The sequence below is a fragment of the Paludibacterium yongneupense DSM 18731 genome (assembly GCF_000422925.1).
GTDB classification, from domain to species: Bacteria; Pseudomonadota; Gammaproteobacteria; order Burkholderiales; family Chromobacteriaceae; genus Paludibacterium; species Paludibacterium yongneupense.
Genome location: NZ_AUGZ01000023.1, coordinates 21,110 through 40,487, shown reverse-complemented (window position 1 = coordinate 40,487; position 19,378 = coordinate 21,110). Strand labels below are relative to the sequence as shown.

Here is a 19,378-nt window from a genome sequence, read left to right as displayed (position 1 = left end):
TCATGGACTGGGCCAATCTGGGACGTGAGCTGTTTACCGCGTTTTGCGTGACGACCTTTACCGTGGTGTCGGTGATTGCATACAGCAAATCATCGAAGAAACGCTACGAAGAGGCCGCCAACATGATTGTCGACGATAACGACGATCCGGTTCAAAACGCGGATACGCAGCCTTCCAACGGAGCAAAATAATGAGTGATTTCGTTAGCGGTTTCTGGGGAATCTACATCTCCGTGATCGTGATCGGCGGCATCGCCGGTCTGTTTATCCTGCTTTTGACGCAGTCGAAAACCACCTTCAAGTCGGGGGAAGAAGTCACCACCGTCGGACATGTGTGGGACGGCGACCTCGAGGAGTTCAACAATCCGCTGCCGCGCTGGTGGATGATGCTGTTTTATCTGACGCTGTTCTTCGGCGTCGGCTACCTTATCCTCTACCCCGGCCTTGGCCAGTGGGCGGGTCTGCGCGGCTGGACCTCGGTCGGTCAGTACACCGAAGAACGTGCGCAGGCGGAGGCCAAGTATCAACCGCTGTACGACAAGTACCTGAAGCAGGATCTGAAAGTCGTGGCCGCCGACCCCAATGCCCAGGAAATGGGGCGTCGCCTGTTCCAGACCTACTGCGTACAGTGCCATGGCTCCGATGCGCGCGGCGCCAAGGGCTTCCCCAATCTGGTCAAGCATGACTGGCAATACGGCGGAGATCCTGCCACCATCCAGACGACCATCGAGGGCGGTCGCCGCGGGCAGATGCCGGCATTCGGGGCCGCTTTCGGCGAGGAAAAGGTAAAGGATGTCGCCAACTACGTGCTGTCGCTGTCGGGCAAAAAGCATGATGCCGACCGCGCGCTGCGCGGGCAGGAAACGTTCAAGACGGTTTGCGCGGCCTGCCACGGTCCGGACGGTCACGGCAATACCGCCATCGGCGCCCCCAACCTCACGCACCCGAGCGGCAACTGGCTGTATGGCGGCACCGAGAAGACCATCATAGAAACGGTCACCAACGGACGCACCAACCAGATGCCGGCGTGGAAGGACTTCCTGGGCGACGGCAAGGTGCATCTGCTGGCCGCCTATGTCTGGAGTCTGTCCAACAATACGCACGCGGCGCAATAAGTTGCCGGCCGGCCCGCCGATCGCCGCGGGCCGGCCGCAACGGACTGTCTATAATCACTCGATATACCGCACATTTCGCCGCCTCCGGTTCGCCGGAAGCGGCGCGCTCGCCTTACGGGAAAAAACATGCCTGATTCACTGAAGGATATCCCGGTCAGGGTGGAAAGCCGACCCGGCTCCGCCCCGGTTTCGCTCTACGCCCCGCATCGCAAACTCTACCCGCGCTCGGTCAAGGGACTATTCAACAACTGGCGCATTCTGTTCGTGGTGATGACCCAACTCGCCTACTACGCCTTGCCGTGGCTGGACTGGAACGGGCGGCAGGCCGTGTTTTTCGACATGGTCAACCGCAAGTTCTATCTGTTCGGGCTGACCATCTGGCCGCAGGATTTCTTCTACCTGTCGGCCCTGCTGATGTGCAGCGCTTTCGGCCTGTTCGCCTGGACCTCGATCGCCGGCCGATTGTGGTGCGGCTATGCCTGCCCGCAGACGGTCTACACCGAAATCATGCTGTGGATAGAGCAATGGGTGGAAGGCGACCGCAGCAAACGCATCAAGCTGGACCAGGCGCCGATGAGCGTGCGCAAACTGCGGCTGAAGACGACCAAGCATGCGATCATGCTGCTGTTCTCGCTGTGGACCGGTTTCACCCTGGTTGGCTATTTCACGCCCATCCGCAGCTTGACTGCCGCGTTGCCGCATTTCGACTACGGCCCGTGGGAAATCTTCTGGACCTTTTTCTATGGCGGTTTCACCTATTTGTTCGCCGCCCACATGCGCGAGCAGGTGTGCAAGTATATGTGCCCCTATGCGCGCTTCCAGAGCGTGATGTTCGATGCCGACACCCTGATCATTTCCTACGACGAGAAGCGCGGCGAGCCGCGCGGCGCGCGCAAGAAAGGCACGGATCCCGAACAGGCCGGTCTCGGCAGCTGTATCAACTGCAGCTTGTGCGTTCAAGTCTGTCCGGTCGGCATCGACATCCGCCATGGCCTGCAATATGAGTGCATAGGCTGCGCCGCCTGTATCGACGTCTGCGACGAGGTCATGGACAAGATGTCCTACCCGCGCGGACTGATACGCTATACCACCGAGAATGCGCTGGAAGGCAAATATGGCGAAAAGCAGATCCGCCAGCACCTGATGCGTCCGCGCGTGATCGTATACGCGATCCTGCTGACGACCATCATCAGCGCCGTGGTGGTTTCGCTGCTGCTGCGCCAACCGTTCAAAGCCGACGTCATCCGCGACCGCGCCTCGCTGGTGCGCGAGACCAACGACGGACTGCTGGAAAACGCCTACACCATCCGCATCGTCAACACCTCCGAGCAGCCCCAGCACTTCAAGATCCGTGTCGAAGGTCTGCCCGGAATCAAGATGCAAAGCGACAGTCCGATCGTCACGGTCAAGGGCACGGAAACCGAAACCACCACCTTGCGCGTTCAGGTTGATCCGCAATACGCGAGCCGCGGCGGGCATGAAATTCACTTCTTCATCCAGTCGACCGATGATCCGGCGATCCGGCGCGTGGAAAAATCGAGTTTCATCGGGGAATAAGCCATGACGACGCCCTCCAAACCCTGGTACCGCCACCTCTGGCCGTGGCTGATTCTGGCCGGACCGCTGGCGGTGCTGATCGCGGCGGGCATCACCCTGCATGTGCTGGGCACGAATTTCGACAACCCGGTGGCCGACGATTACGAGCGCCAGGGTCAGGAAATCAGCCGCAGCGATGCCCGCGAACGCGAGGCGGCCCGGCTCGGCCTCGCAGCGACGATCCATGTCAGCGCCGATGGCCGCTCGCTTGCCGTCGACACCCGCGGTACACTGCCAGCGCAACTGACCCTGCACCTGCGGCACCCCGGTCATGCCGACCGGGACCAGACCCTGCTTCTGACCCGGGTCGCAAACAACCGCTACCAGGGCGAACGCGCCGCCACCGTCGCCAGTCACTGGCATATCGTTCTGGAAGATGCGTCACACCGCTGGCGTCTTGCCGGCGAGTGGTCGCCGGAAGGGGAAAGCGCGATCCGCCTGGGCGCGGCTTCATGATGGAGAGAACCTGATGATGCATGACCTTGCGCGCCGGCTGTTGATCGCCGGCGCGACCGTCTGGCTGGCCGCCTGCGCCAGTACCGGACACTACCAGCCCGCCACCGTCTCCGGCCAGGTGATCAGCCCGGTCGCCCTGCCTGCCGCCACAACCGCCGTTCAGATCCGCCTGCTCGACGTCAGCCGCGACGGCGCTCCGGCCCGGCTGCTGGCGGAACAGACCCTCGAGCGGCCCGCCCGTTTCCCGGCTCCGTTCTCGCTGATCTACGACCGGCAGGCAGTCAAGAGCGACGGACATTACCAGTTGGAAGTCGAAATCTTCGTCGATGGACAGCTGCGCTTGCAGAGTCCGCATGCGGCCCCTGTCGACCTGAGTGCCGCGCACCCGGTTGCGGCGATCGAAGTGAAAATGCTGGGCGTCAAGTAAGAGCGCGCATTGCCGCCGCAAGACGCGCCCGCGCGCGTCTTGCCTTACTCGCGCGTCACGAAGGGATAGTAGAGCGGCGTCGCTTCCGTTTCCTTCTCCAGGCACTCGAACGGCAGACAGCGGCGCGGAAAAGTCAGGGTATAGCCGACCGGTTCATAGCCGAAGGCGCGATAGAGCCCGATCACATGCGGGGTTCCGGTATAGGCGTCCACCCGGATATGACCATATCCGAGGCGCTGTGCGTGCCGGTCGGCGAAAGCCACCAGCGCACTGCCCAGTCCCAGTCTCTGGTAGCCGGGATGCACGCACAAGCGGTGCAGAACCAGGGTACGCCCTTCACGAAAGCGCCACGGCACCTCGTCGTAATTGGCCGGTTCACGCTCGTCCATGCAGATGGACGCGATCGCCGCCCCCTGATGCCGGACGACGTAAACGCTGCCGATCTTGATCTCCTGCGCGACGGACTTGCGATTGGGGTAGACCTCATCCCAGGGACTGCTGCCCGAGCGGGTGCGCATCTGCTGGATGCATTCGGAAATGCATTCCATGATGCTGGAGACGTCTGTCGACACTGCGGTTTCAATTTTGAATCTCATCGCTCGGTCCAGGACGGCGGCCGACATGGCCACCCAAGTCGAATTATGCCTCAAAAGCGGCGTGGCACGCCGCTCCCCGTTTAGCGCCCCCGTGCCAGCCCCCATTATAGATAGCCGGTCCGCGACCGGCATCGTGCCCGCCCGGCCATAAAAAACGTTCACATGAAGCGATTTGCTCGCTATCATCATGGCCCCGCATCGCGCGCGAGCCCGATGCGAAAAAAGAAAAATTGCGGACCAATCGGCCAGGAAGTCACAATGAATCAAAAATCTCACCCCAAAGGGCTTTATCTGCTCTTTGTAACGGAGATGTGGGAACGTTTCAGCTACTACGGCATGCGCGCCATCTTCGTTCTGTTCATGGTCAAGGCCCTGCTCATGGACAAGGCTCAAGCTTCGGCCATCTACGGGAACTATACCGGCCTCGTTTACCTGACCCCTCTGATCGGCGGCTATATCGCCGACCGCTACTGGGGTAACCGCCGCTCCATCATTCTCGGCGGCCTGTTGATGGCCGCCGGCCAGTTCCTGATGTTCCTCTCGGGCTGGATGCACGACGGTGCGCTGTCGACGGCCATGCTGCTGATGTATGCGGGTCTTGTCGCACTGATCATCGGCAACGGTCTGTTCAAACCCAATATCTCATCCATGGTCGGCCAGCTCTACCCCAAAGGCGATAAACGCGTCGACTCCGCCTTTACGCTGTTCTATATGGGGATCAACGCAGGCGCCCTGATCGCGCCGCTGATCTGCGGCACGCTCGGCGACACCGGCAACCCGCGCGATTTCAAATGGGGCTTTCTCGCCGCCGGCATCGGCATGCTGATCAGCCTCATCGTGTTCGCGACGTTGAAGAACCGTTATCTGGTCACCCCGGAAGGCCGGGCCATCGGCCTGCCGCCGCAGCGCCATCACGACTCCGGCACGCCCGTCCGCCACGCGCCGCTGACGCGCATCGAAATCGAACGGCTTGCCGTCATTCTGATCGTGTCGGCCTTTGTCATCTTCTTCTGGTCCGCCTTCGAGCAGGCCGGCGCCTCGCTGACCTTCTTCGCCGAAGAACAGACGCAGCGGCAGATGCTCGGCTTCACCGTGCCCGCCTCCTACTTCCAGTCGATCAACCCGGTGGCCATCGTGCTGTTCGCACCCGTATTCGCCTGGATCTGGACGCGCCTGGGCCAGAAAGGCATGGAACCCTCGTCCCCGCTGAAGATGGCGCTCGGCCTGCTGTGCCTGGCGATAGGCTATCTGGTGATCGCCTTCGGCGTCACCGGCCTCGCCCCCGGCGTCAAAGTCAGCATGATGTGGCTGTGCAGCCTCTATCTGCTGCATACCTTCGGCGAGCTGTGCCTCTCCCCCATCGGCCTGTCGCTGGTGGTCAAGCTTTCGCCGGTGCGCTTTACCAGCCTGATGATGGGGATCTGGTTTCTCTCCAATGCCGCCGCCAACAAATTTGCCGGCATGCTCTCCGCGCTCTACCCCGACCCGGGTCGGCCGGCTCCGCTGCTGCTCGGCATGCCCATCCGCGACCTGCACGACTTCTTCATGCTGTTCGTGATTTCGGCCGGCCTGGCGTCCCTGCTGTTATTCCTGCTGTCCAGACGGCTGAGCCGGATGATGCACGGATTACACTAATTTACGAACAAGACCGGGTTTTACGGCGACATTTCCATAATCGTCATCTCCCAAGGCCGTGCTCTGGTATAAAATTCAGGCTTTGACTGAATATACGCCGCCGCCCGCACACGCGGACGGCGGTCTTGCACGGGTAACCGCATGAATTCTAGTAAACGCACCGCGCTGACGGTGCTGTGCATTCTGCTGCTGGTCAGACTGGCGGCGATGGCCTGGATCCCGCTCAACGACACGACCGAAGCGCGCTATGCGGAAATCGCGCGCAAGATGCTGGAAACCGGAAACTGGGTCACGCTGTGGCACGACTACGGCATTCCGTTCTGGGCCAAGCCGCCGCTGTCGACCTGGGCATCCGCCTTGTCCATGACGCTGTTCGGCGTCAACGAACTGGCCGCGCGTCTGCCTTCGCTCATCCTGTCGCTGTTGACGATATGGCTGGCGCAGACGCTCTCCTGGCGCCGTCAGGATGACGACAGCGCGATGATCGTCGCGCTCGTGCTGGGTGGCGGCGTGCTGTTTTTCGCCACCGCCGGCACGGTCATGACCGATTCGGCGCTGATGTTCAGCGTGGCGCTGATCCAGGTCGCCTTCTGGCATGCCCTGACCCGTCCGGGACGCCTGTGGGGCTATCTGTTCTTTGTCGGCATCGGCATCGGCATGCTGGCCAAGGGTCCGGTCGCGGTCGTACTGACGGCGATGCCGATCGGGCTGTGGGTGATCGCGCGCGGAGCGTGGCGGCCGATCTGGCTGCGGCTGCCGTGGATCAGCGGCACCCTGCTCGCCATCGCGATCGCAGCGCCGTGGTATGTGCTGGCAGAACAGCGCACCCCGGGCTTCCTGCACTATTTCATCATGGGAGAGCATTTCGGCCGCTTCCTTGATTCAGGCTGGAAAGGCGACCGTTACGGCTTCGCGCACGCGACTCCGCGCGGAATGATCTGGCCTTACACCTTCGCCGCGCTGCTGCCGTGGTCGCTGCCGGCAGTGGCTTGGCTCGTGCGCCACTTCCGCTCCCGCGTCGCGCGCGATACAGACGGCTGGCTGCTCTATCTGGGTTTGTGGAGCGTCATGACCTTGCTGTTCTTCACCTTGTCCGGCAATATCATCTGGCCGTATTCGATGCCCATGCTCCCCGGCTTCGCATTGCTGTTCGCCGAATTGCGCCGCCGCCACGCCCCCGGCGCCCCCTACCGCGGGCTGGCCGTCGCCGGCCTGTTTTCCGCCGCGATCGGGCTCGTCGCCATCGTCGGCTTCGCCGCTTTTCCCGGCAAGATAGGGCGCACCCAGAAGCCCTTGATCGAAGCCTGGCGCACCCTGTCCCCGACTCCGCAAAGCCAGCTGCTATTCTGGGACTCGCGCCGCGAGTTTTCCGCCGAGTTCTACACGGGAGGCCGCGCGAAGACGACGACCGATCCCGCGCGTGCGCTCGCTCTGCTGCAGGACGGGCAGATCGACTACATTGCGCTGCCACAGGACAAATACGCCACGCTTCCCCCCGCGGTCCAGGCCGCGTTCCGGGAAGCCGGCCGCTTCAACAATCCGGGCGAAACCTTCCTGCTGCTGCAGAAAAACCGCCACTGACCGGGCCCTTCGGGACCCCAGTACAGCCAAACAGGACTGGCCATGAATCATGAATTTGTTCCGGACTACCTGCTGCGCCTGCGCGCAGCGGAACGCCCGGCCGATCCCCTGATCAGTTGCATCGTTCCCGCCTTCAACGAGGCCGAGAACATCGTGCTGATGTTGCAGACCGTCGACGCCATTCTCGCGCGCGAAGGGCTGCGCCATGAGCTGATCGTCGTCGACGATGGCAGCCGGGACGCCACGGTCGAGAGGGTCATCGAAGAATGCGCGAATCTGCCGGTCACCTTGTTGCAACTTTCGCGCAACTTCGGCAAGGAAATCGCACTGACAGCGGGTATAGACCATGCGCGCGGCGATGCCGCCGTCCTGATCGACGGCGATTTTCAGCATCCCCCGGAAATGATCCCCGAATTCATGCGCCAGTGGCGCCAGGGCTACGACATGGTCTACAGCGTACGCGCGAGCCGCGAAGGCGAGACCATGGCCAAGCGCTGGTTCACCCGTTCCTTTTACACATTGCTCAACCTGGGCACGCCGCACAAGATTCCGGAAAACACCCAGGACTTCCGCATCCTCGATCGCAGCATTCTCGATGCCTTGCGCCAGATGCCCGAGCGCAACCGTTTCATGAAGGGCTTGTACAACTGGGTCGGATTCACGCGCATTGCGATCGTGACCCGCACTGACGAACGCCGTTCGGGCAAGTCCAGCTTCAATCTATGGCGTCTGCTCGGTCTCGGACTGACCGGCCTCACCTCCTTCTCCAACGTCCCGCTGCGCGTATGGGGCATCATCGGCAGCGCGATTTCGCTGACGTCGATCGGCTATGCCGCCTACGTCGCGATGGAAACCCTGCTATTTGGCAATGACTTGCGCGGCTGGCCGACGCTGACTGTCGGCATCATGTTCCTCGGCGGGGTGCAACTGCTCTCCATCGGCGTGCTCGGCGAGTACATCGGGCGCATCTTCACCGAGGTCAAGCTGCGGCCGTCGTATTTCGTCTCCCGCATCCGCCGCCCGGCCTCCAGCGATGAATCGTGAGCTGTTCTGGTTCGGCGTGGTCGGCATCAGTGCGCTGGCGGTCCACTTCGCCTGCGTCAGCCTGATCCTGGTACCGCTCGGTGCAGCGCCGTTGCTGGCCAATGTCGGGGCCTTCCTGCTCGCCTTCCAGGTCAGCTACTGGGGCCATCGCCGTCTGACCTTCCGCGCGCACGACGTGGCGCACAGCCAGTCTGCCCCCCGGTTTTTCGCCGTGGCCTGCCTCAGCTTCGCCGTCAACGAGGCACTGTACTTCGTCCTGCTGCGCTACACGCCCCTCGACTACCGCATCGCGCTGCTCATCGTCTTGTTTGCCGTCGCCGTACTGACCTTTGCGCTCAGCAAACTCTGGGCCTTCGCCGGAGCCGCAGCCACATGACGCGCCGCCTGATCTTGTGCGCCGACGACTATGCACAGTCGGCGGCGATCAGCGCCGGCATCGCCGAACTGATCGCCGCTGGCCGGCTCGGCGCCACCAGCGCGTTCTCGCAGTCCCCGCACTGGCGCGTGCAGGCGCGGCAGCTGCGTTTGGTGCATGGCCGCGCCGATATCGGTCTGCACTTCAATTTGACGCACCCATTCGGTGCAGGACAGCGTCCGCTCTCTCACTGGCTGCTCGCAAGCCAACTGCGGCGTATCGACCGGGATGCGATCAGGCGCACGCTTCTGGAGCAGATTGACGCCTTCGCCGAAGAACTGGGCCGCCTGCCCGACTTCATCGACGGCCATCAGCATGTCCATGCGCTGCCAGTCATCCGCGATGCGCTTGCCGACGCCATCGCCCAGCGCTGGGCCGGTGACGCTCGCCCCTATCTTCGCGCGCCGGACCGCTTGGCCGACACCGGCGACAGTCGGCTGAAAAGTACGATACTGCGAGCCTGTTGCCATGGCTTCGCCGACTTGGGCGCTCGCACCGGCGCCGCGGTCCCGCCCTGGTTTGCCGGAATGTACTCGCTGAGCGAAGGCGCCGATTTCCGCGCACTGATGCAGCGCTGGCTCGCGCTCTGCCCCGATGGCGGTCTGATGATGTGTCATCCGGGACAACCGTCCCGGGACGCGGACGACCCGATCCGGCCCGCGCGCGCCGCCGAGTACCGCTACCTGGCCAGCGACGCATTTGCCGAGGATTGCCTGGCGGCCGGTATCGAAATCGGTCCTTATCGCAGTTGAATGCCAGGCAACTGCGCCCGCAGCTCGGGCAGCAGAAACGCCGCCCCTGCGCTGGGCGGGCAGTAATAGCGCTGCCTCTCGCCATCCAGTTCGAAGGACAGTGCATAGGCGTGCAGATAGCCGCGGTCGGATTCGCTGCCGCGATAGAGGGTATCGCCCAGGATCGGTGCCCCCAGACTTTTCAGCGCCACCCGCAACTGGTGGGTCTTGCCGGTTTCGGGGCGCAGGATGAACAGACGCAGTCCGGGGCGCAGCGAAGTGCTGACGAAGCGGGTCAGCGCCGGGTTTTCGTCCCCCGGGGTCAAGCGCCAGGCGCCGCCGCGCCCCTTCTCCATATCCCCCTTTATCAGCCCCTGTTTGCGCGCGGGTTTGCGATCCGACAGGGCCAGATAGACTTTCTCGACCCGCCGCCCGGCAAAGGCTGCGGACAGATCCCGCGCGACCTCGACGCTGCGTGCGACCAGCACCAGTCCGGACGTCAGCCGGTCGAGACGATGCACCGGCCACAGCGCATCGTCGTTCAAGACCTGCCGCAAGGTCTCGATCAAGCCGGCCTCGTCGCCCTGGCGATGAAAACTGACGCCCGGGTGTTTATTGATCAGATAGAAACGCGGGTCGGTCCGGATCAGGTCGAACATGGTCGCACCAGGCTGAATGGGGTTGCGATTCTACCACCATAGGCCGCGGCGCCCCCCATCCGCTTAGGCACCGAGCTCGTCCGCCATCCGCGCTTCGGCTTCGATGCGCATGCGTTTGCGGATTCCTGCCTCGCGAAAGCGCTTGCGATCTAGCTCGGTCTCCAGGCTGAGAGCGGGAACGGGAACCGCACGCCCGTTTTCGAGCGCGACCATCGTGAAGTAGCAGCTATTGGTGTGCCGGGTGCTGCGCTCCTGGATATTCTCCGCCACCACCTTGATCCCGACTTCCATCGAGGTGCGTCCGACATGATTGACGCACGCCATGAACGACACCAGTTCACCGACATGGATCGCTTGCTTGAACAGCACCTGATCGACCGACAGGGTCACCACATAACAGCCCGCATAGCGGCTGGCACAGGCATAGGCAACCTGATCCAGCAACTTGAGCAGCACGCCGCCGTGCACATTGCCGGAAAAATTGCTCATATCCGGCGTCATCAACACCGACATCATCAATTCGCGCTCGCGCGTTGCCTTCGTTTCCATCTCGCTCTCCCGGAATCATTCGTGCCGCCATCATAGCCGAGCCTGCGTCTGACGCGCAGTCCCGCCCGGACGAGAACGTCGTCCGGACCCCCGATCGACTCCACGGCAGTCCAGGGGTGGCAAACGGCCAAGCCTGAAGTTACTATAAGGTAAACCCTGTTTGAGGAGAACGGCATGTTGATCGGTCAACTAGCGCGCCAGGCCGGCTGCGAAGTGGAAACCATCCGCTATTACGAGCATGAAGGCCTGTTGTCCGCGCCGGAACGCACGGCCGCCGGCTATCGCAGCTACCGCAGCGAACACCTCGGCGAACTGAACTTCATACTGCACTGCCGCTCGCTGGACATGAGCCTGGCCGAAGTGCGCATCCTGGCAGGTTTCCGCAGCGATCCACAGCAGGATTGCGCCGGAATAAACGACCTCATCGACCGCCACCTTGAAACCGTGCATCAGCAGGTGGAATCGCTGCAATTGCTCGAGCAGCAATTGCTCGCCTTGCGAGAACGGTGCCCGGCTAGTCGCGACGCCGCCCATTGCGGTATCCTTCGCACGCTGGTCGACGCCGCGCAGGGCGAAGCGTGCGCCTGCCATACGCCGTTTGGCGATGGGACGCGGCACGGCCATACCGAATCCACCTGAACCGGAGACAGTCATCCGTATGCATTGCAAACGCCTTATCGCCAGCGCGCTGGCCATCGCCCTGGTCGCGACCGGCTGCACCACCGATCCCAAGACCGGTAGCAGCACCTTGAACAAAGCCGCGCTCTACGGCATCGGCGGAGCCCTGGCCTGCGGCGCGATCGGAGCGACCCGCAGCGGCAAGGACGCGCGCAACGCGGCACTGGCCTGCGGCGCCGTCGGCGCCGGCATCGGCGGCTATATGGATTACCAGGAAACGAAACTTCGCGAGCAGCTCGCCCAGACCCAGATCGGAGTGCAGCGCATCGGCGACCAGATCCGCCTGACCCTGCCCGACAATATCAGCTTCGACATCGACAAAAGCGAAGTCAAGCCGGGCGCGCGCGCCGCGCTGGCCAATGTAGGCAGCATCATGGTCCAATACCCGGCCACCACCATCGCCGTGATCGGCCATACCGACAACACCGGCACGGCTGCGCATAACCAGCAGTTGTCGGAACGGCGCGCCGAAGCGGTGACCACGGTACTGGCATCCAGCGGCGTCGATTCGGTGCGCATTCGCACCATGGGCGTCGGCATGAGCCAGCCGGTCGCCAGCAACGCGACCGCTGTCGGGCGCGCACGCAATCGACGTGTCGAAATACTGATCGACCCGGTACGCCAATAAGCCGGTCCGCGTACGGGATCTTGCGCCCGTACGCGCGCCTGAGCTACGCTGAAACACGAACCATTCATTACAACTTCGCCATGACTTATTGTGTTGCCATGCGCCTCGAAAGCGGACTGCTGTTCGCGTCCGACTCGCGCACCAATGCCGGTGTCGATCATATCGCCACCTTCCGTAAAATGAATGTGTTCGAGCAGGCGGGCGAACGGCAGCTGGTTTTGCTCAACTCGGGCAATCTGGCGACGACGCAAAGCGTGATCAGTCTGCTATCGACACGCACCACGCACGACGGCCCCCACCTGCTGAACGTGCCTACGCTATACCACGCTGCCGAACTCGTCGGCCAGACCGTGCGCGAGGTCATGCAACGCGACAGCGGCGGCCAAACCTTGCAGCAGGGCGTCGATTTCGGTGCCGCTTTTCTGCTAGGCGGCCAGATCCGGGGCGAAGCACCGCGGCTGTTCCATATCTACCCGCAAGGCAATTTCATAGAAGCCACGTCCGATACGCCCTACTTCCAGATCGGCGAGGCCAAATACGGCAAACCCATCATCGACCGGGTGGTGCGCTACGACACACCGCTGGCCCAGGCCGCGAAATGCACCCTGATCTCGTTCGACTCCACTATCCGCAGCAATCTGTCGGTCGGGCTGCCGATCGACATGCTGCTCTACCGCAGCGATAGCTTCGCCAGAAGTGCCATCCAGCGCATCGGCGCAGACGACCCCTACTTCAGCGCCGTCTGTCGCGGCTGGGGCGAGGGGCTGCGCGAAGTCTTCAGCCGCCTGCCCGACGCCGACTGGTTCGACGCCGTATGACATAGGCGCAGGCGCAGGCTGCGCGGGCCTGGCATGGCCTTTGCTGATAGGGACGGGAGCGCGCGAACATTCGTTTGCGCGCGGACACTCGGACACTCAGGAGAGCTCTGCCATGCATGCGCTGACCCTTCCCACCCCGGGCCACTACGATGAGATGCTTCTGGCATCGGGCGCTGTGCGGCCGCACTACCAGGCATTTGCCGAATGGCTGCACTCCCAGCCACCCGATTCGCTTGCGCGCCGCCGCCGCGAAGCCGATATGCTGTTTCACAAAGTCGGCATCACCTTTGCCGTCTATGGCGACGAGGCCGGTGCCGAGCGGCTGATTCCATTCGACACGATTCCACGCATCATCCCCGCCGCCGACTGGCATGTGCTCGAAGCCGGACTGCGGCAACGGGTGCAGGCGCTCAACCGCTTCTTGCACGATATCTATCATGAGCACGACATCGTGCGCGCCGGCTTGATTCCGGCGGAACAGGTGTTCGCCAACAGCCAGTACCAGCCGGCAATGCAGGGACTCGACCTGCCGCACAACATCTACTCGCACATTTCGGGGGTCGACGTAGTCCGGCACTCGGATGGCCAGTATTTCGTGCTGGAAGATAATCTGCGCGTTCCATCCGGCGTCAGCTATATGCTGGAAAACCGCAAGATGATGATGCGCTTGTTCCCGGCCCTGTTCGCGCGCTACGCGGTGGCACCGGTCGAGCACTATCCGACCTTGCTGCTCGATACCTTGCGCCACGCGAGTCTGGCCAACAACCCGACGGTGGCGGTGCTCACGCCCGGTCCGTTCAACTCGGCCTATTTCGAGCATGCGTTTCTCGCCCAGCAAATGGGGGTCGAGCTGGTGGAAGGGCAGGACCTGTTCGTGCGCGACGGCTTCGTCTACATGCGCACCACGGCCGGGCCGCGCCGGCTCGACGTCATCTACCGCCGCATCGACGACGCCTATCTCGATCCGCTCGCCTTCCGCGCCGACTCCATGCTCGGCGTGCCCGGGCTGCTGTCGGTCTATCGGCAGGGCAACGTCATCCTGGCCAATGCCATCGGCACCGGCGTCGCCGACGACAAGTCTATCTACCCCTATGTGCCGGAGATGATCCGCTTTTATCTGGGCGAGGAGCCGATTCTCAACAACGTCCCGACCTGGCAATGCCGCAAGGAAGACGATCTCGCCTACGTGCTCGCCCATCTGCCCGAATTGGTGGTCAAGGAGGTTCACGGCGCAGGCGGCTACGGCATGCTGGTCGGCCCTGCCGCCAGCACACGCGAGATCGCCGAGTTCCGCGAACGCCTGGTCGCGGATCCGGGCAACTATATCGCCCAGCCGACGCTGGCCCTGTCCAGCTGCCCGACCTTCGTCGAAGCCGGCATCGCACCGCGCCACATCGATTTGCGCCCATTCGTCCTGTCCGGACGCGAAATCACCATGGTCGCAGGCGGTCTGACCCGGGTCGCCCTCAAGGCCGGTTCGCTGGTGGTCAATTCGTCGCAGGGCGGCGGGACCAAAGATACCTGGGTACTGGAAGCGCCCTGACCCTCATTGTTCGGAGAAACGCCATGCTGTCTCGTACCGCAGCCCAGCTCTACTGGATGTCGCGTTATCTGGAACGAGCTGAAAATCTGGTTCGTATGCTGGATGTCGCGCATACGCTTTCGCTGCTGCCGCAATCGCGCAGCGCCGCCGCCGAATGGTCGGCCCCCCTCGTCGTCACCGGGGTGCTCGAGGATTTCACCGCGCGCGGCACCCCCCTTACCACCGGCCATCTGATCGACTATATGGCGCTCGACCAGGCAAACCCGGCGTCGATTCTCGGCTGCCTGAAAGCCGCGCGCGAGAATGCCCATGCCGTGCGCGGACAGATCACTGCAGAAATGTGGGAGGCCATCAACACGACCTGGCTCGAGGCGCGCGAGCGCCAGCAACGCGGGATCACCAGCGTCAGCGAATTCTTCGACTGGGTCAAGGAACGCTCGCACCTGTTCCGCGGCGCCACCTATGGTACGCTGCAACGTAACGATGCCTATTGCTTCATCCGCCTCGGCACCTTTATCGAGCGGGCGGACAACACCGCGCGTATGCTGGACGTGCGTGCCAAACTGATTGCGCCCGAACACGCCGAAAGCGCCCGCGACTACTATGCGTGGAGCGCGCTGCTGCGCGCACTGTCCGCCTTCGAGGCCTACCATGCCGCTTTCCGCGACACGCTGGAAGGAAGGCGCGTAACGGAACTGCTGGTCTTGCGCCCCGATGTGCCGCGCAGCTTGCGCGCCTGCTGCGACGAGATCCGCGCCATACTGCCGCAGATCGAGACGCGCGGCAGCGACAACGACCCCGGGCGCACGGTCAAGATGCTCGCGGAGAAGCTGGCGATCCGGCTTAAATACTGCAACGTCGACGAAGTGCTGCAGCGCGGGCTGCATGTTTTCCTGTCCGAATTTCTCGATGAGGCTCACCGCCTGGGCGAGTCCATCCGTACCGCCTATCTGGAAACAGTCTGAGAGTCCGCGATGAAACTGACCATAGAACACGAAACCCACTACCAGTACGGTACGGCAGTCACGCGCAGTACGCAGTATCTGCGCCTGACCCCGCGTCCGTCTCCGTTGATCAAGGTGCACGACTGGCAGCTCGACCTGCCGGGATCGGTCGTGCCGGGCATCGATGCGTATGGCAATGTCTTGCATGTGATGACGCTGGATCAGCCGCACAGCTCGATCCGCCTTGTCGCCAGTGGAGTCGTTGAAACACGCGATGACATCGGCACGCCGCATGAAGCCGGTGCCTTGCCGGTGGCGCTGTTCCTGCGCCCCAGCGATCTGACGCGTGTCGACGCCCCGCTGGCCGATTTCGCCGACGGCTTTGCCGCCGATGTCGGCGCACAATGCGGCGCAGGCCTGGAACGGCTGGCGCAGGAATTGCGCCTGCGCATGCCCTTCACGCCTGGTGTCACCCACTCGCTGACCAGCGCCAGCGAAGCGTTCTCCGCCGGGCTTGGCGTGTGCCAGGATCACAGCCATGTCTTCCTCGCCTGTGCCCGCCGCCTCGGCGTTCCGGCCCGCTACGTCAGCGGCTATCTTGCGACCGACCGCAGCCATGTAGACAGCCATGCCTGGGTCGAGGTGTGGCGCGATGACGCGTGGTGGGGCATGGATATCAGCAACGGTTGTCTGACCGACGGGCACTATGTGCGCCTCGCCATCGGCCATGACTATCAGGACGCCTGCCCGGTACGCGGGGTCCGCCTCGGCGGGGGCGAAGAAGCGCTCTCGTCGCAGGCCATCGTCTCGCACGACGAACAATAGCCAAGAAGACGCCAGCGACGGGAAGGGCCGGCCGGTCTTTCCCAGCCGCCTCTTCATGCGAAGCTTTCGTCCGGCACGCCCCCTGCCCCCTCATCGCAGTCGACAGCGCCAGCCGCGACGTGAACGGCTTGCCCCCCGAAACGCCTGACCGCCCCTGCCCGACCGAACCCGCCGCGGCTGCGCAAGGCGCGCATCGTCGTCGTTGCATCATCGGAAACGGGGAACGGGATACGGCAGGGCCGCGCTTGCGGAATCGTGGCGGCAGGACATGCGCCCCGCGTACGACGGCTGCAGGCGCAGGCCTGCCGTTCGGCCATCCGGGACAAACAGGATACCGCACCGCGCCAAGCCTTCTGCCGCACGGCGATATCGTTGATAATTTTGAGCTGTTAGCGCTAACACAAAAAAAATGGGCCAGCTACAGTGGCTGGCCCAACAACGCTCGTTATGGGAGATTACAGAGAGACAACGTATGCCGCCCACACAGCACACGGATAGAACAAGGTTTGCTACAATCGCGACCATGGCCGCGCGTACAGCGAATTCTTTAACCCGCTTGCATATAACATGCGGGGCAGTGAACTACCCGATCCGGCGCGCGCTCAAACACGCTGAATCGGCCATGCAGTCAACCTGGCCAGAGCACCGCCGACACTGTCAAACTTTTCAGCATCGAGCTGGCACACCTGGCAGGCACCGACCGCTCAGTAGCTTGCCGCCCGCGGACCACACTCCGGTTGACGCTCGGTACGGGGGTTACCTTACGTCTCTTCATGTGTCCGACGGAGCGGAAGCGGCCTGAGTAACACAACACAACACAAGGAGTAAGCTGAGTATAGCGAGGCTGCTTCCATTCAAAAAATGAATTAAAATCATCTATTCAGTTCCACATGGGAATGAGTCACATGGATATTCGAGCCCTTCGCTATTTTGCCGAAGTCGTACGCCAGCAAAGCTTCACCCGCGCGGCCGACGCCCTTTTCGTCACCCAGCCGACCATCAGCAAGATGATGAAGCAGCTGGAAGAAGAACTCGGCCTGCCCCTGTTCATTCGCGACGGACGCCACTTCCGCCTGACCGATGCGGGCAAGGTCGCCTTCGCACGCGGACAGGATGTCTTGGGGGCAATGTCGCGCCTGCGCACCGAACTCTCCGACCTGGCCGCGCTGTCGCACGGCGAACTGGTGGTCGGCCTGCCGCCCATGGCTGGCGGCGCCTTCGTCACCCCGGTCGTCAGCGCGTTTCGCGAGCGTTATCCCAATATCGAACTGACCATGGTCGAAGACGGCGCCCGCTCGATCGAGAGCAGCGTCAAATCCGGCCAGCTCGAAGTGGGGGTCGCCGTGCTTCCCCTCGACAGCGAAGTCTTCGACCACCTGGCCTTCGCGCGCGACCCCCTGTGCCTGGTCGCACCCGCCGGCTCGCGCTGGCAAGGCCGCAAATCGGTCAAGCTTGACGAGCTCGCCGACGAGCCCATCGTGTTCTACCCCGAAGAGTTCTCGCTGACCACGCGCATCCTCGAAGGCTTCGCCCGCATCGGAAAGCCTATCCATATCGCCGGTCGCAGCGCACACTGGGACTTCATCGTCGCCATGGTCCAGTCGCGGCTCGGCATCGCGCTATTGCCGCAGATCGTGGCAAGCCGGCTCGAAGGCTTGCCCTTCGACGTGGTGCAGCTCGACGAAGACCGCATCGTCTGGCACCTGGCGGTCATCTGGCAAAAAAATGTCTACTTGTCGCACGCCGCGCGCGCCTGGATCGACCTCACGCGCGAAGTGCTGGGTGAATTGAAATGAACCGAATCGCTAGCGTGCTGCGTATCGCGCTGCTGGGCGGCCTGCTGCTGCTCGCCGCCTGTGGCGTGATGCAGTTGAAAAAACCGCAAATCGGCGTCGTCGACATCGTTCCGGCCCATTCGACCTTGCTGGAACAGAATTTCGACGTCACCTTGCGCGTGCAGAACCCGAACTCGCGCGCCCTGAGCGCGCAAGGGCTGTCCTTTGAAGTCCACGTCGATGGCGATACGCTCGCCACGGGCGTCAGCAGCCAGCCGATCTCGGTTCCGGCGCTGAGCGACGGGCTGGTGAAGATTCAGTTGCATACCACTCTCGCGACCTGGTTCAAACACCTCAATGCGATACTGCAGTCTGGCAACGGCGAGATAGGCTACCAGATCGTCGGTCATCTGGACGGCCTGGAAGGACTCGGCAGCGTGCCGTTCAAGAGCGAGGGCAAGTGGAAGCTGCCAGCCGCGCTACGCGGCCAATGACACATCGTTTATCAATAAAAATTTATTGACTAACGATATGATAGCGCCTAAGCTGGGCTTAATTTCCCAGTGAGGAGTTACGTCATGCCCGCAAGCCTTGTCCCGATCGAGCGCTTCAGCCAGCGGCTGTATCTGGCCTTCTGGCTGTTGTTGCTCTCTGTCCCCCTGCTGTTTGCCGCCAACTGGTTTCTATTGGCCTCTCCCTCCCTGCCGGGAGCGATGTCGAATTGCCCGACACCACAACTGACCCCCTATCAGCGCGTCGCCGGCTTTGCCAGCGGGCTGCCGCTTCAACTGCTGGTGATGGCCGCCATCTGGCAATTGCTGCGGCTGTTCGATCTGTACCGCAAGGGCAGCTTTTTCTCGCTGCGCCATACCGCCAGCCTGCGCCGGCTGGGCGGCCTGTTCATTGCCTCGGTCGCCTTGTCGCCGCTCTCCGATGCCCTGCAATCGCTGGCGCTGACATGGCGCAACCCGCCAGGCCAGCGCGAGATCAGCTTCGGCCTGGGCAATGTCGAAGTCATGTTGCTGTTCCTTGGCCTGGCGCTGCTGGCCATCGCCCATGTGATGGAAATGGCGCGCCGGCACTACGAAGACAACAGCCTGACGGTCTGAAAGACAACAGCAATGAGCATCGCGATAAAACTGGACCGGCTGCTGCTCGGACGCAAGATGCGGATGGGCGAACTGGCACGACTCATCGACATCACCGAAGCCAATCTGTCCATACTGAAAAACGGCAAGGCGCGGGCGATCCGCTTTTCCACGCTGGAAGCGATCTGCCGCGTGCTCGATTGCCAGCCCGGAGACATTCTCGCCTTCGAAGACGACGGGCAGCGCGGCCCCCAGGCCTGAGCGCCGCTCCGGGTG

23 protein-coding genes are annotated in these 19,378 nt (G+C 62.8%); 20 read left to right on the top strand and 3 right to left on the bottom strand.

Annotated features, from left to right (window positions below):
* Positions 1–2 precede the first annotated feature (2 nt).
* From G520_RS0109645 to G520_RS0109625, 5 genes are all read left to right on the top strand, one after another.
* On the top strand, positions 3–191 hold the full coding sequence (locus tag G520_RS0109645) for a cbb3-type cytochrome oxidase subunit 3 (RefSeq protein WP_028535476.1): 189 nt from the start codon (positions 3–5) through the stop codon (positions 189–191).
* Positions 191–1,114 carry a cytochrome-c oxidase, cbb3-type subunit III gene (gene ccoP, locus G520_RS0109640; RefSeq protein WP_028535475.1) on the top strand — a complete coding sequence of 308 codons (924 nt, stop codon included), beginning with the start codon at positions 191–193 and terminating at the stop codon, positions 1,112–1,114. Before G520_RS0109645 ends, ccoP begins: the two co-directional genes overlap by 1 nt.
* A gap of 126 nt (positions 1,115–1,240) precedes the next feature.
* The gene (ccoG, locus tag G520_RS0109635) at positions 1,241–2,671 is read left to right on the top strand and encodes a cytochrome c oxidase accessory protein CcoG (protein WP_028535474.1); all 1,431 of its coding nucleotides are present in this window, start codon (positions 1,241–1,243) and stop codon (positions 2,669–2,671) included.
* A 3-nt stretch (positions 2,672–2,674) separates the two neighbouring features.
* On the top strand, positions 2,675–3,166 hold the full coding sequence (locus G520_RS0109630) for a FixH family protein (RefSeq protein ID WP_028535473.1): 492 nt from the start codon (positions 2,675–2,677) through the stop codon (positions 3,164–3,166).
* A 13-nt stretch (positions 3,167–3,179) separates the two neighbouring features.
* Entirely contained in the window at positions 3,180–3,593 is a 414-nt protein-coding gene (locus tag G520_RS0109625) for a YbaY family lipoprotein (protein WP_051229299.1), read from the top strand.
* A gap of 44 nt (positions 3,594–3,637) precedes the next feature.
* Here G520_RS0109625 and G520_RS0109620 read toward each other — a convergent pair whose 3' ends face one another.
* A complete protein-coding gene (locus tag G520_RS0109620; RefSeq protein WP_169449829.1) occupies positions 3,638–4,189 on the bottom strand; it encodes a GNAT family N-acetyltransferase in 552 nt (183 codons plus the stop codon).
* Positions 4,190–4,447: 258 nt separating this feature from the next.
* On the opposite strand from G520_RS0109620, the gene G520_RS0109610 reads away from it, so the two are divergent.
* The 5 genes from G520_RS0109610 (at position 4,448) to G520_RS0109590 (ending at position 9,616) form a co-directional block, all read left to right on the top strand.
* Entirely contained in the window at positions 4,448–5,824 is a 1,377-nt protein-coding gene (locus G520_RS0109610; protein WP_036665930.1) for a peptide MFS transporter, read from the top strand.
* A gap of 141 nt (positions 5,825–5,965) precedes the next feature.
* A complete protein-coding gene (locus G520_RS22310) occupies positions 5,966–7,405 on the top strand; it encodes an ArnT family glycosyltransferase (protein WP_036665929.1) in 1,440 nt (479 codons plus the stop codon).
* Positions 7,406–7,447: 42 nt separating this feature from the next.
* Positions 7,448–8,449, top strand: coding sequence for a glycosyltransferase family 2 protein (locus G520_RS0109600; protein WP_028535468.1), 1,002 nt, complete (start codon positions 7,448–7,450; stop codon positions 8,447–8,449).
* The gene (locus G520_RS0109595; protein WP_028535467.1) at positions 8,439–8,825 is read left to right on the top strand and encodes a GtrA family protein; all 387 of its coding nucleotides are present in this window, start codon (positions 8,439–8,441) and stop codon (positions 8,823–8,825) included. Before G520_RS0109600 ends, G520_RS0109595 begins: the two co-directional genes overlap by 11 nt.
* Entirely contained in the window at positions 8,822–9,616 is a 795-nt protein-coding gene (locus G520_RS0109590; protein ID WP_028535466.1) for a ChbG/HpnK family deacetylase, read from the top strand. The genes G520_RS0109595 and G520_RS0109590 overlap by 4 nt, the downstream gene beginning before the upstream one ends.
* On the opposite strand, the gene G520_RS0109585 is transcribed toward G520_RS0109590, so the two are convergent.
* Together G520_RS0109585 and G520_RS0109580 are read right to left on the bottom strand one after the other, a co-directional pair.
* Positions 9,604–10,254, bottom strand: a complete 651-nt coding sequence (locus tag G520_RS0109585) for a TIGR01621 family pseudouridine synthase (protein ID WP_028535465.1) — start codon at positions 10,252–10,254, stop codon at positions 9,604–9,606. The two genes, G520_RS0109590 and G520_RS0109585, sit on opposite strands and share 13 nt — an antisense overlap.
* 63 nt (positions 10,255–10,317) lie before the next feature.
* On the bottom strand, positions 10,318–10,803 hold the full coding sequence (locus G520_RS0109580; protein ID WP_028535464.1) for an acyl-CoA thioesterase: 486 nt from the start codon (positions 10,801–10,803) through the stop codon (positions 10,318–10,320).
* A gap of 174 nt (positions 10,804–10,977) precedes the next feature.
* On the opposite strand from G520_RS0109580, the gene cadR reads away from it, so the two are divergent.
* The 10 genes from cadR to G520_RS0109530 all read left to right on the top strand — a co-directional run bounded on the left by cadR (position 10,978) and on the right by G520_RS0109530 (position 19,363).
* The gene (gene cadR / locus G520_RS22305) at positions 10,978–11,442 is read left to right on the top strand and encodes a Cd(II)/Pb(II)-responsive transcriptional regulator (protein WP_036665927.1); all 465 of its coding nucleotides are present in this window, start codon (positions 10,978–10,980) and stop codon (positions 11,440–11,442) included.
* Between the two features lie 19 nt (positions 11,443–11,461).
* Complete coding sequence (locus G520_RS0109570) at positions 11,462–12,109, top strand: YiaD family glycine zipper/OmpA-like lipoprotein (RefSeq protein WP_028535463.1); 648 nt, start codon at positions 11,462–11,464, stop codon at positions 12,107–12,109.
* A gap of 80 nt (positions 12,110–12,189) precedes the next feature.
* Positions 12,190–12,927 (top strand): proteasome-type protease, encoded by a 738-nt coding sequence (locus G520_RS0109565; RefSeq protein WP_028535462.1) that lies wholly within the window; start codon positions 12,190–12,192, stop codon positions 12,925–12,927.
* 112 nt (positions 12,928–13,039) lie between these two features.
* Complete coding sequence (locus tag G520_RS0109560) at positions 13,040–14,470, top strand: circularly permuted type 2 ATP-grasp protein (RefSeq protein ID WP_028535461.1); 1,431 nt, start codon at positions 13,040–13,042, stop codon at positions 14,468–14,470.
* 23 nt (positions 14,471–14,493) lie between these two features.
* Complete coding sequence (locus G520_RS0109555) at positions 14,494–15,435, top strand: alpha-E domain-containing protein (RefSeq protein WP_028535460.1); 942 nt, start codon at positions 14,494–14,496, stop codon at positions 15,433–15,435.
* A 9-nt stretch (positions 15,436–15,444) separates the two neighbouring features.
* The gene (locus tag G520_RS0109550; protein WP_028535459.1) at positions 15,445–16,239 is read left to right on the top strand and encodes a transglutaminase family protein; all 795 of its coding nucleotides are present in this window, start codon (positions 15,445–15,447) and stop codon (positions 16,237–16,239) included.
* Positions 16,240–17,144: 905 nt separating this feature from the next.
* Entirely contained in the window at positions 17,145–18,035 is an 891-nt protein-coding gene (locus G520_RS0109545) for a LysR family transcriptional regulator (protein WP_028535458.1), read from the top strand.
* Positions 18,032–18,508, top strand: a complete 477-nt coding sequence (locus G520_RS0109540; protein WP_036665925.1) for an LEA/WHy family protein — start codon at positions 18,032–18,034, stop codon at positions 18,506–18,508. Before G520_RS0109545 ends, G520_RS0109540 begins: the two co-directional genes overlap by 4 nt.
* Positions 18,509–18,592: 84 nt before the next feature.
* Positions 18,593–19,123, top strand: coding sequence for a DUF2975 domain-containing protein (locus tag G520_RS0109535; protein WP_028535456.1), 531 nt, complete (start codon positions 18,593–18,595; stop codon positions 19,121–19,123).
* A 12-nt stretch (positions 19,124–19,135) separates the two neighbouring features.
* Complete coding sequence (locus G520_RS0109530) at positions 19,136–19,363, top strand: helix-turn-helix domain-containing protein (RefSeq protein WP_028535455.1); 228 nt, start codon at positions 19,136–19,138, stop codon at positions 19,361–19,363.
* Positions 19,364–19,378: the final 15 nt, after the last annotated feature.

Coding starts and splice junctions, on each gene's coding strand:
- G520_RS0109600 (WP_028535468.1), top strand. CDS start 7,448: ATGAATCATGAATTTGTTCCGGACTACCTGCTGCGCCTGCGCGCAGCG.
- G520_RS22310 (WP_036665929.1), top strand. CDS start 5,966: ATGAATTCTAGTAAACGCACCGCGCTGACGGTGCTGTGCATTCTGCTG.
- G520_RS0109590 (WP_028535466.1), top strand. CDS start 8,822: ATGACGCGCCGCCTGATCTTGTGCGCCGACGACTATGCACAGTCGGCG.
- G520_RS0109645 (WP_028535476.1), top strand. CDS start 3: ATGGACTGGGCCAATCTGGGACGTGAGCTGTTTACCGCGTTTTGCGTG.
- G520_RS0109580 (WP_028535464.1), bottom strand. CDS start 10,803: ATGGAAACGAAGGCAACGCGCGAGCGCGAATTGATGATGTCGGTGTTG.
- G520_RS0109610 (WP_036665930.1), top strand. CDS start 4,448: ATGAATCAAAAATCTCACCCCAAAGGGCTTTATCTGCTCTTTGTAACG.
- G520_RS0109555 (WP_028535460.1), top strand. CDS start 14,494: ATGCTGTCTCGTACCGCAGCCCAGCTCTACTGGATGTCGCGTTATCTG.
- G520_RS0109625 (WP_051229299.1), top strand. CDS start 3,180: ATGATGCATGACCTTGCGCGCCGGCTGTTGATCGCCGGCGCGACCGTC.
- G520_RS0109630 (WP_028535473.1), top strand. CDS start 2,675: ATGACGACGCCCTCCAAACCCTGGTACCGCCACCTCTGGCCGTGGCTG.
- G520_RS0109545 (WP_028535458.1), top strand. CDS start 17,145: ATGGATATTCGAGCCCTTCGCTATTTTGCCGAAGTCGTACGCCAGCAA.
- G520_RS0109530 (WP_028535455.1), top strand. CDS start 19,136: ATGAGCATCGCGATAAAACTGGACCGGCTGCTGCTCGGACGCAAGATG.
- G520_RS0109570 (WP_028535463.1), top strand. CDS start 11,462: ATGCATTGCAAACGCCTTATCGCCAGCGCGCTGGCCATCGCCCTGGTC.
- G520_RS0109550 (WP_028535459.1), top strand. CDS start 15,445: ATGAAACTGACCATAGAACACGAAACCCACTACCAGTACGGTACGGCA.
- G520_RS0109595 (WP_028535467.1), top strand. CDS start 8,439: ATGAATCGTGAGCTGTTCTGGTTCGGCGTGGTCGGCATCAGTGCGCTG.
- ccoG (WP_028535474.1), top strand. CDS start 1,241: ATGCCTGATTCACTGAAGGATATCCCGGTCAGGGTGGAAAGCCGACCC.
- G520_RS0109560 (WP_028535461.1), top strand. CDS start 13,040: ATGCATGCGCTGACCCTTCCCACCCCGGGCCACTACGATGAGATGCTT.
- ccoP (WP_028535475.1), top strand. CDS start 191: ATGAGTGATTTCGTTAGCGGTTTCTGGGGAATCTACATCTCCGTGATC.
- G520_RS0109585 (WP_028535465.1), bottom strand. CDS start 10,254: ATGTTCGACCTGATCCGGACCGACCCGCGTTTCTATCTGATCAATAAA.
- G520_RS0109565 (WP_028535462.1), top strand. CDS start 12,190: ATGACTTATTGTGTTGCCATGCGCCTCGAAAGCGGACTGCTGTTCGCG.
- G520_RS0109620 (WP_169449829.1), bottom strand. CDS start 4,189: ATGAGATTCAAAATTGAAACCGCAGTGTCGACAGACGTCTCCAGCATC.
- cadR (WP_036665927.1), top strand. CDS start 10,978: ATGTTGATCGGTCAACTAGCGCGCCAGGCCGGCTGCGAAGTGGAAACC.
- G520_RS0109540 (WP_036665925.1), top strand. CDS start 18,032: ATGAACCGAATCGCTAGCGTGCTGCGTATCGCGCTGCTGGGCGGCCTG.
- G520_RS0109535 (WP_028535456.1), top strand. CDS start 18,593: ATGCCCGCAAGCCTTGTCCCGATCGAGCGCTTCAGCCAGCGGCTGTAT.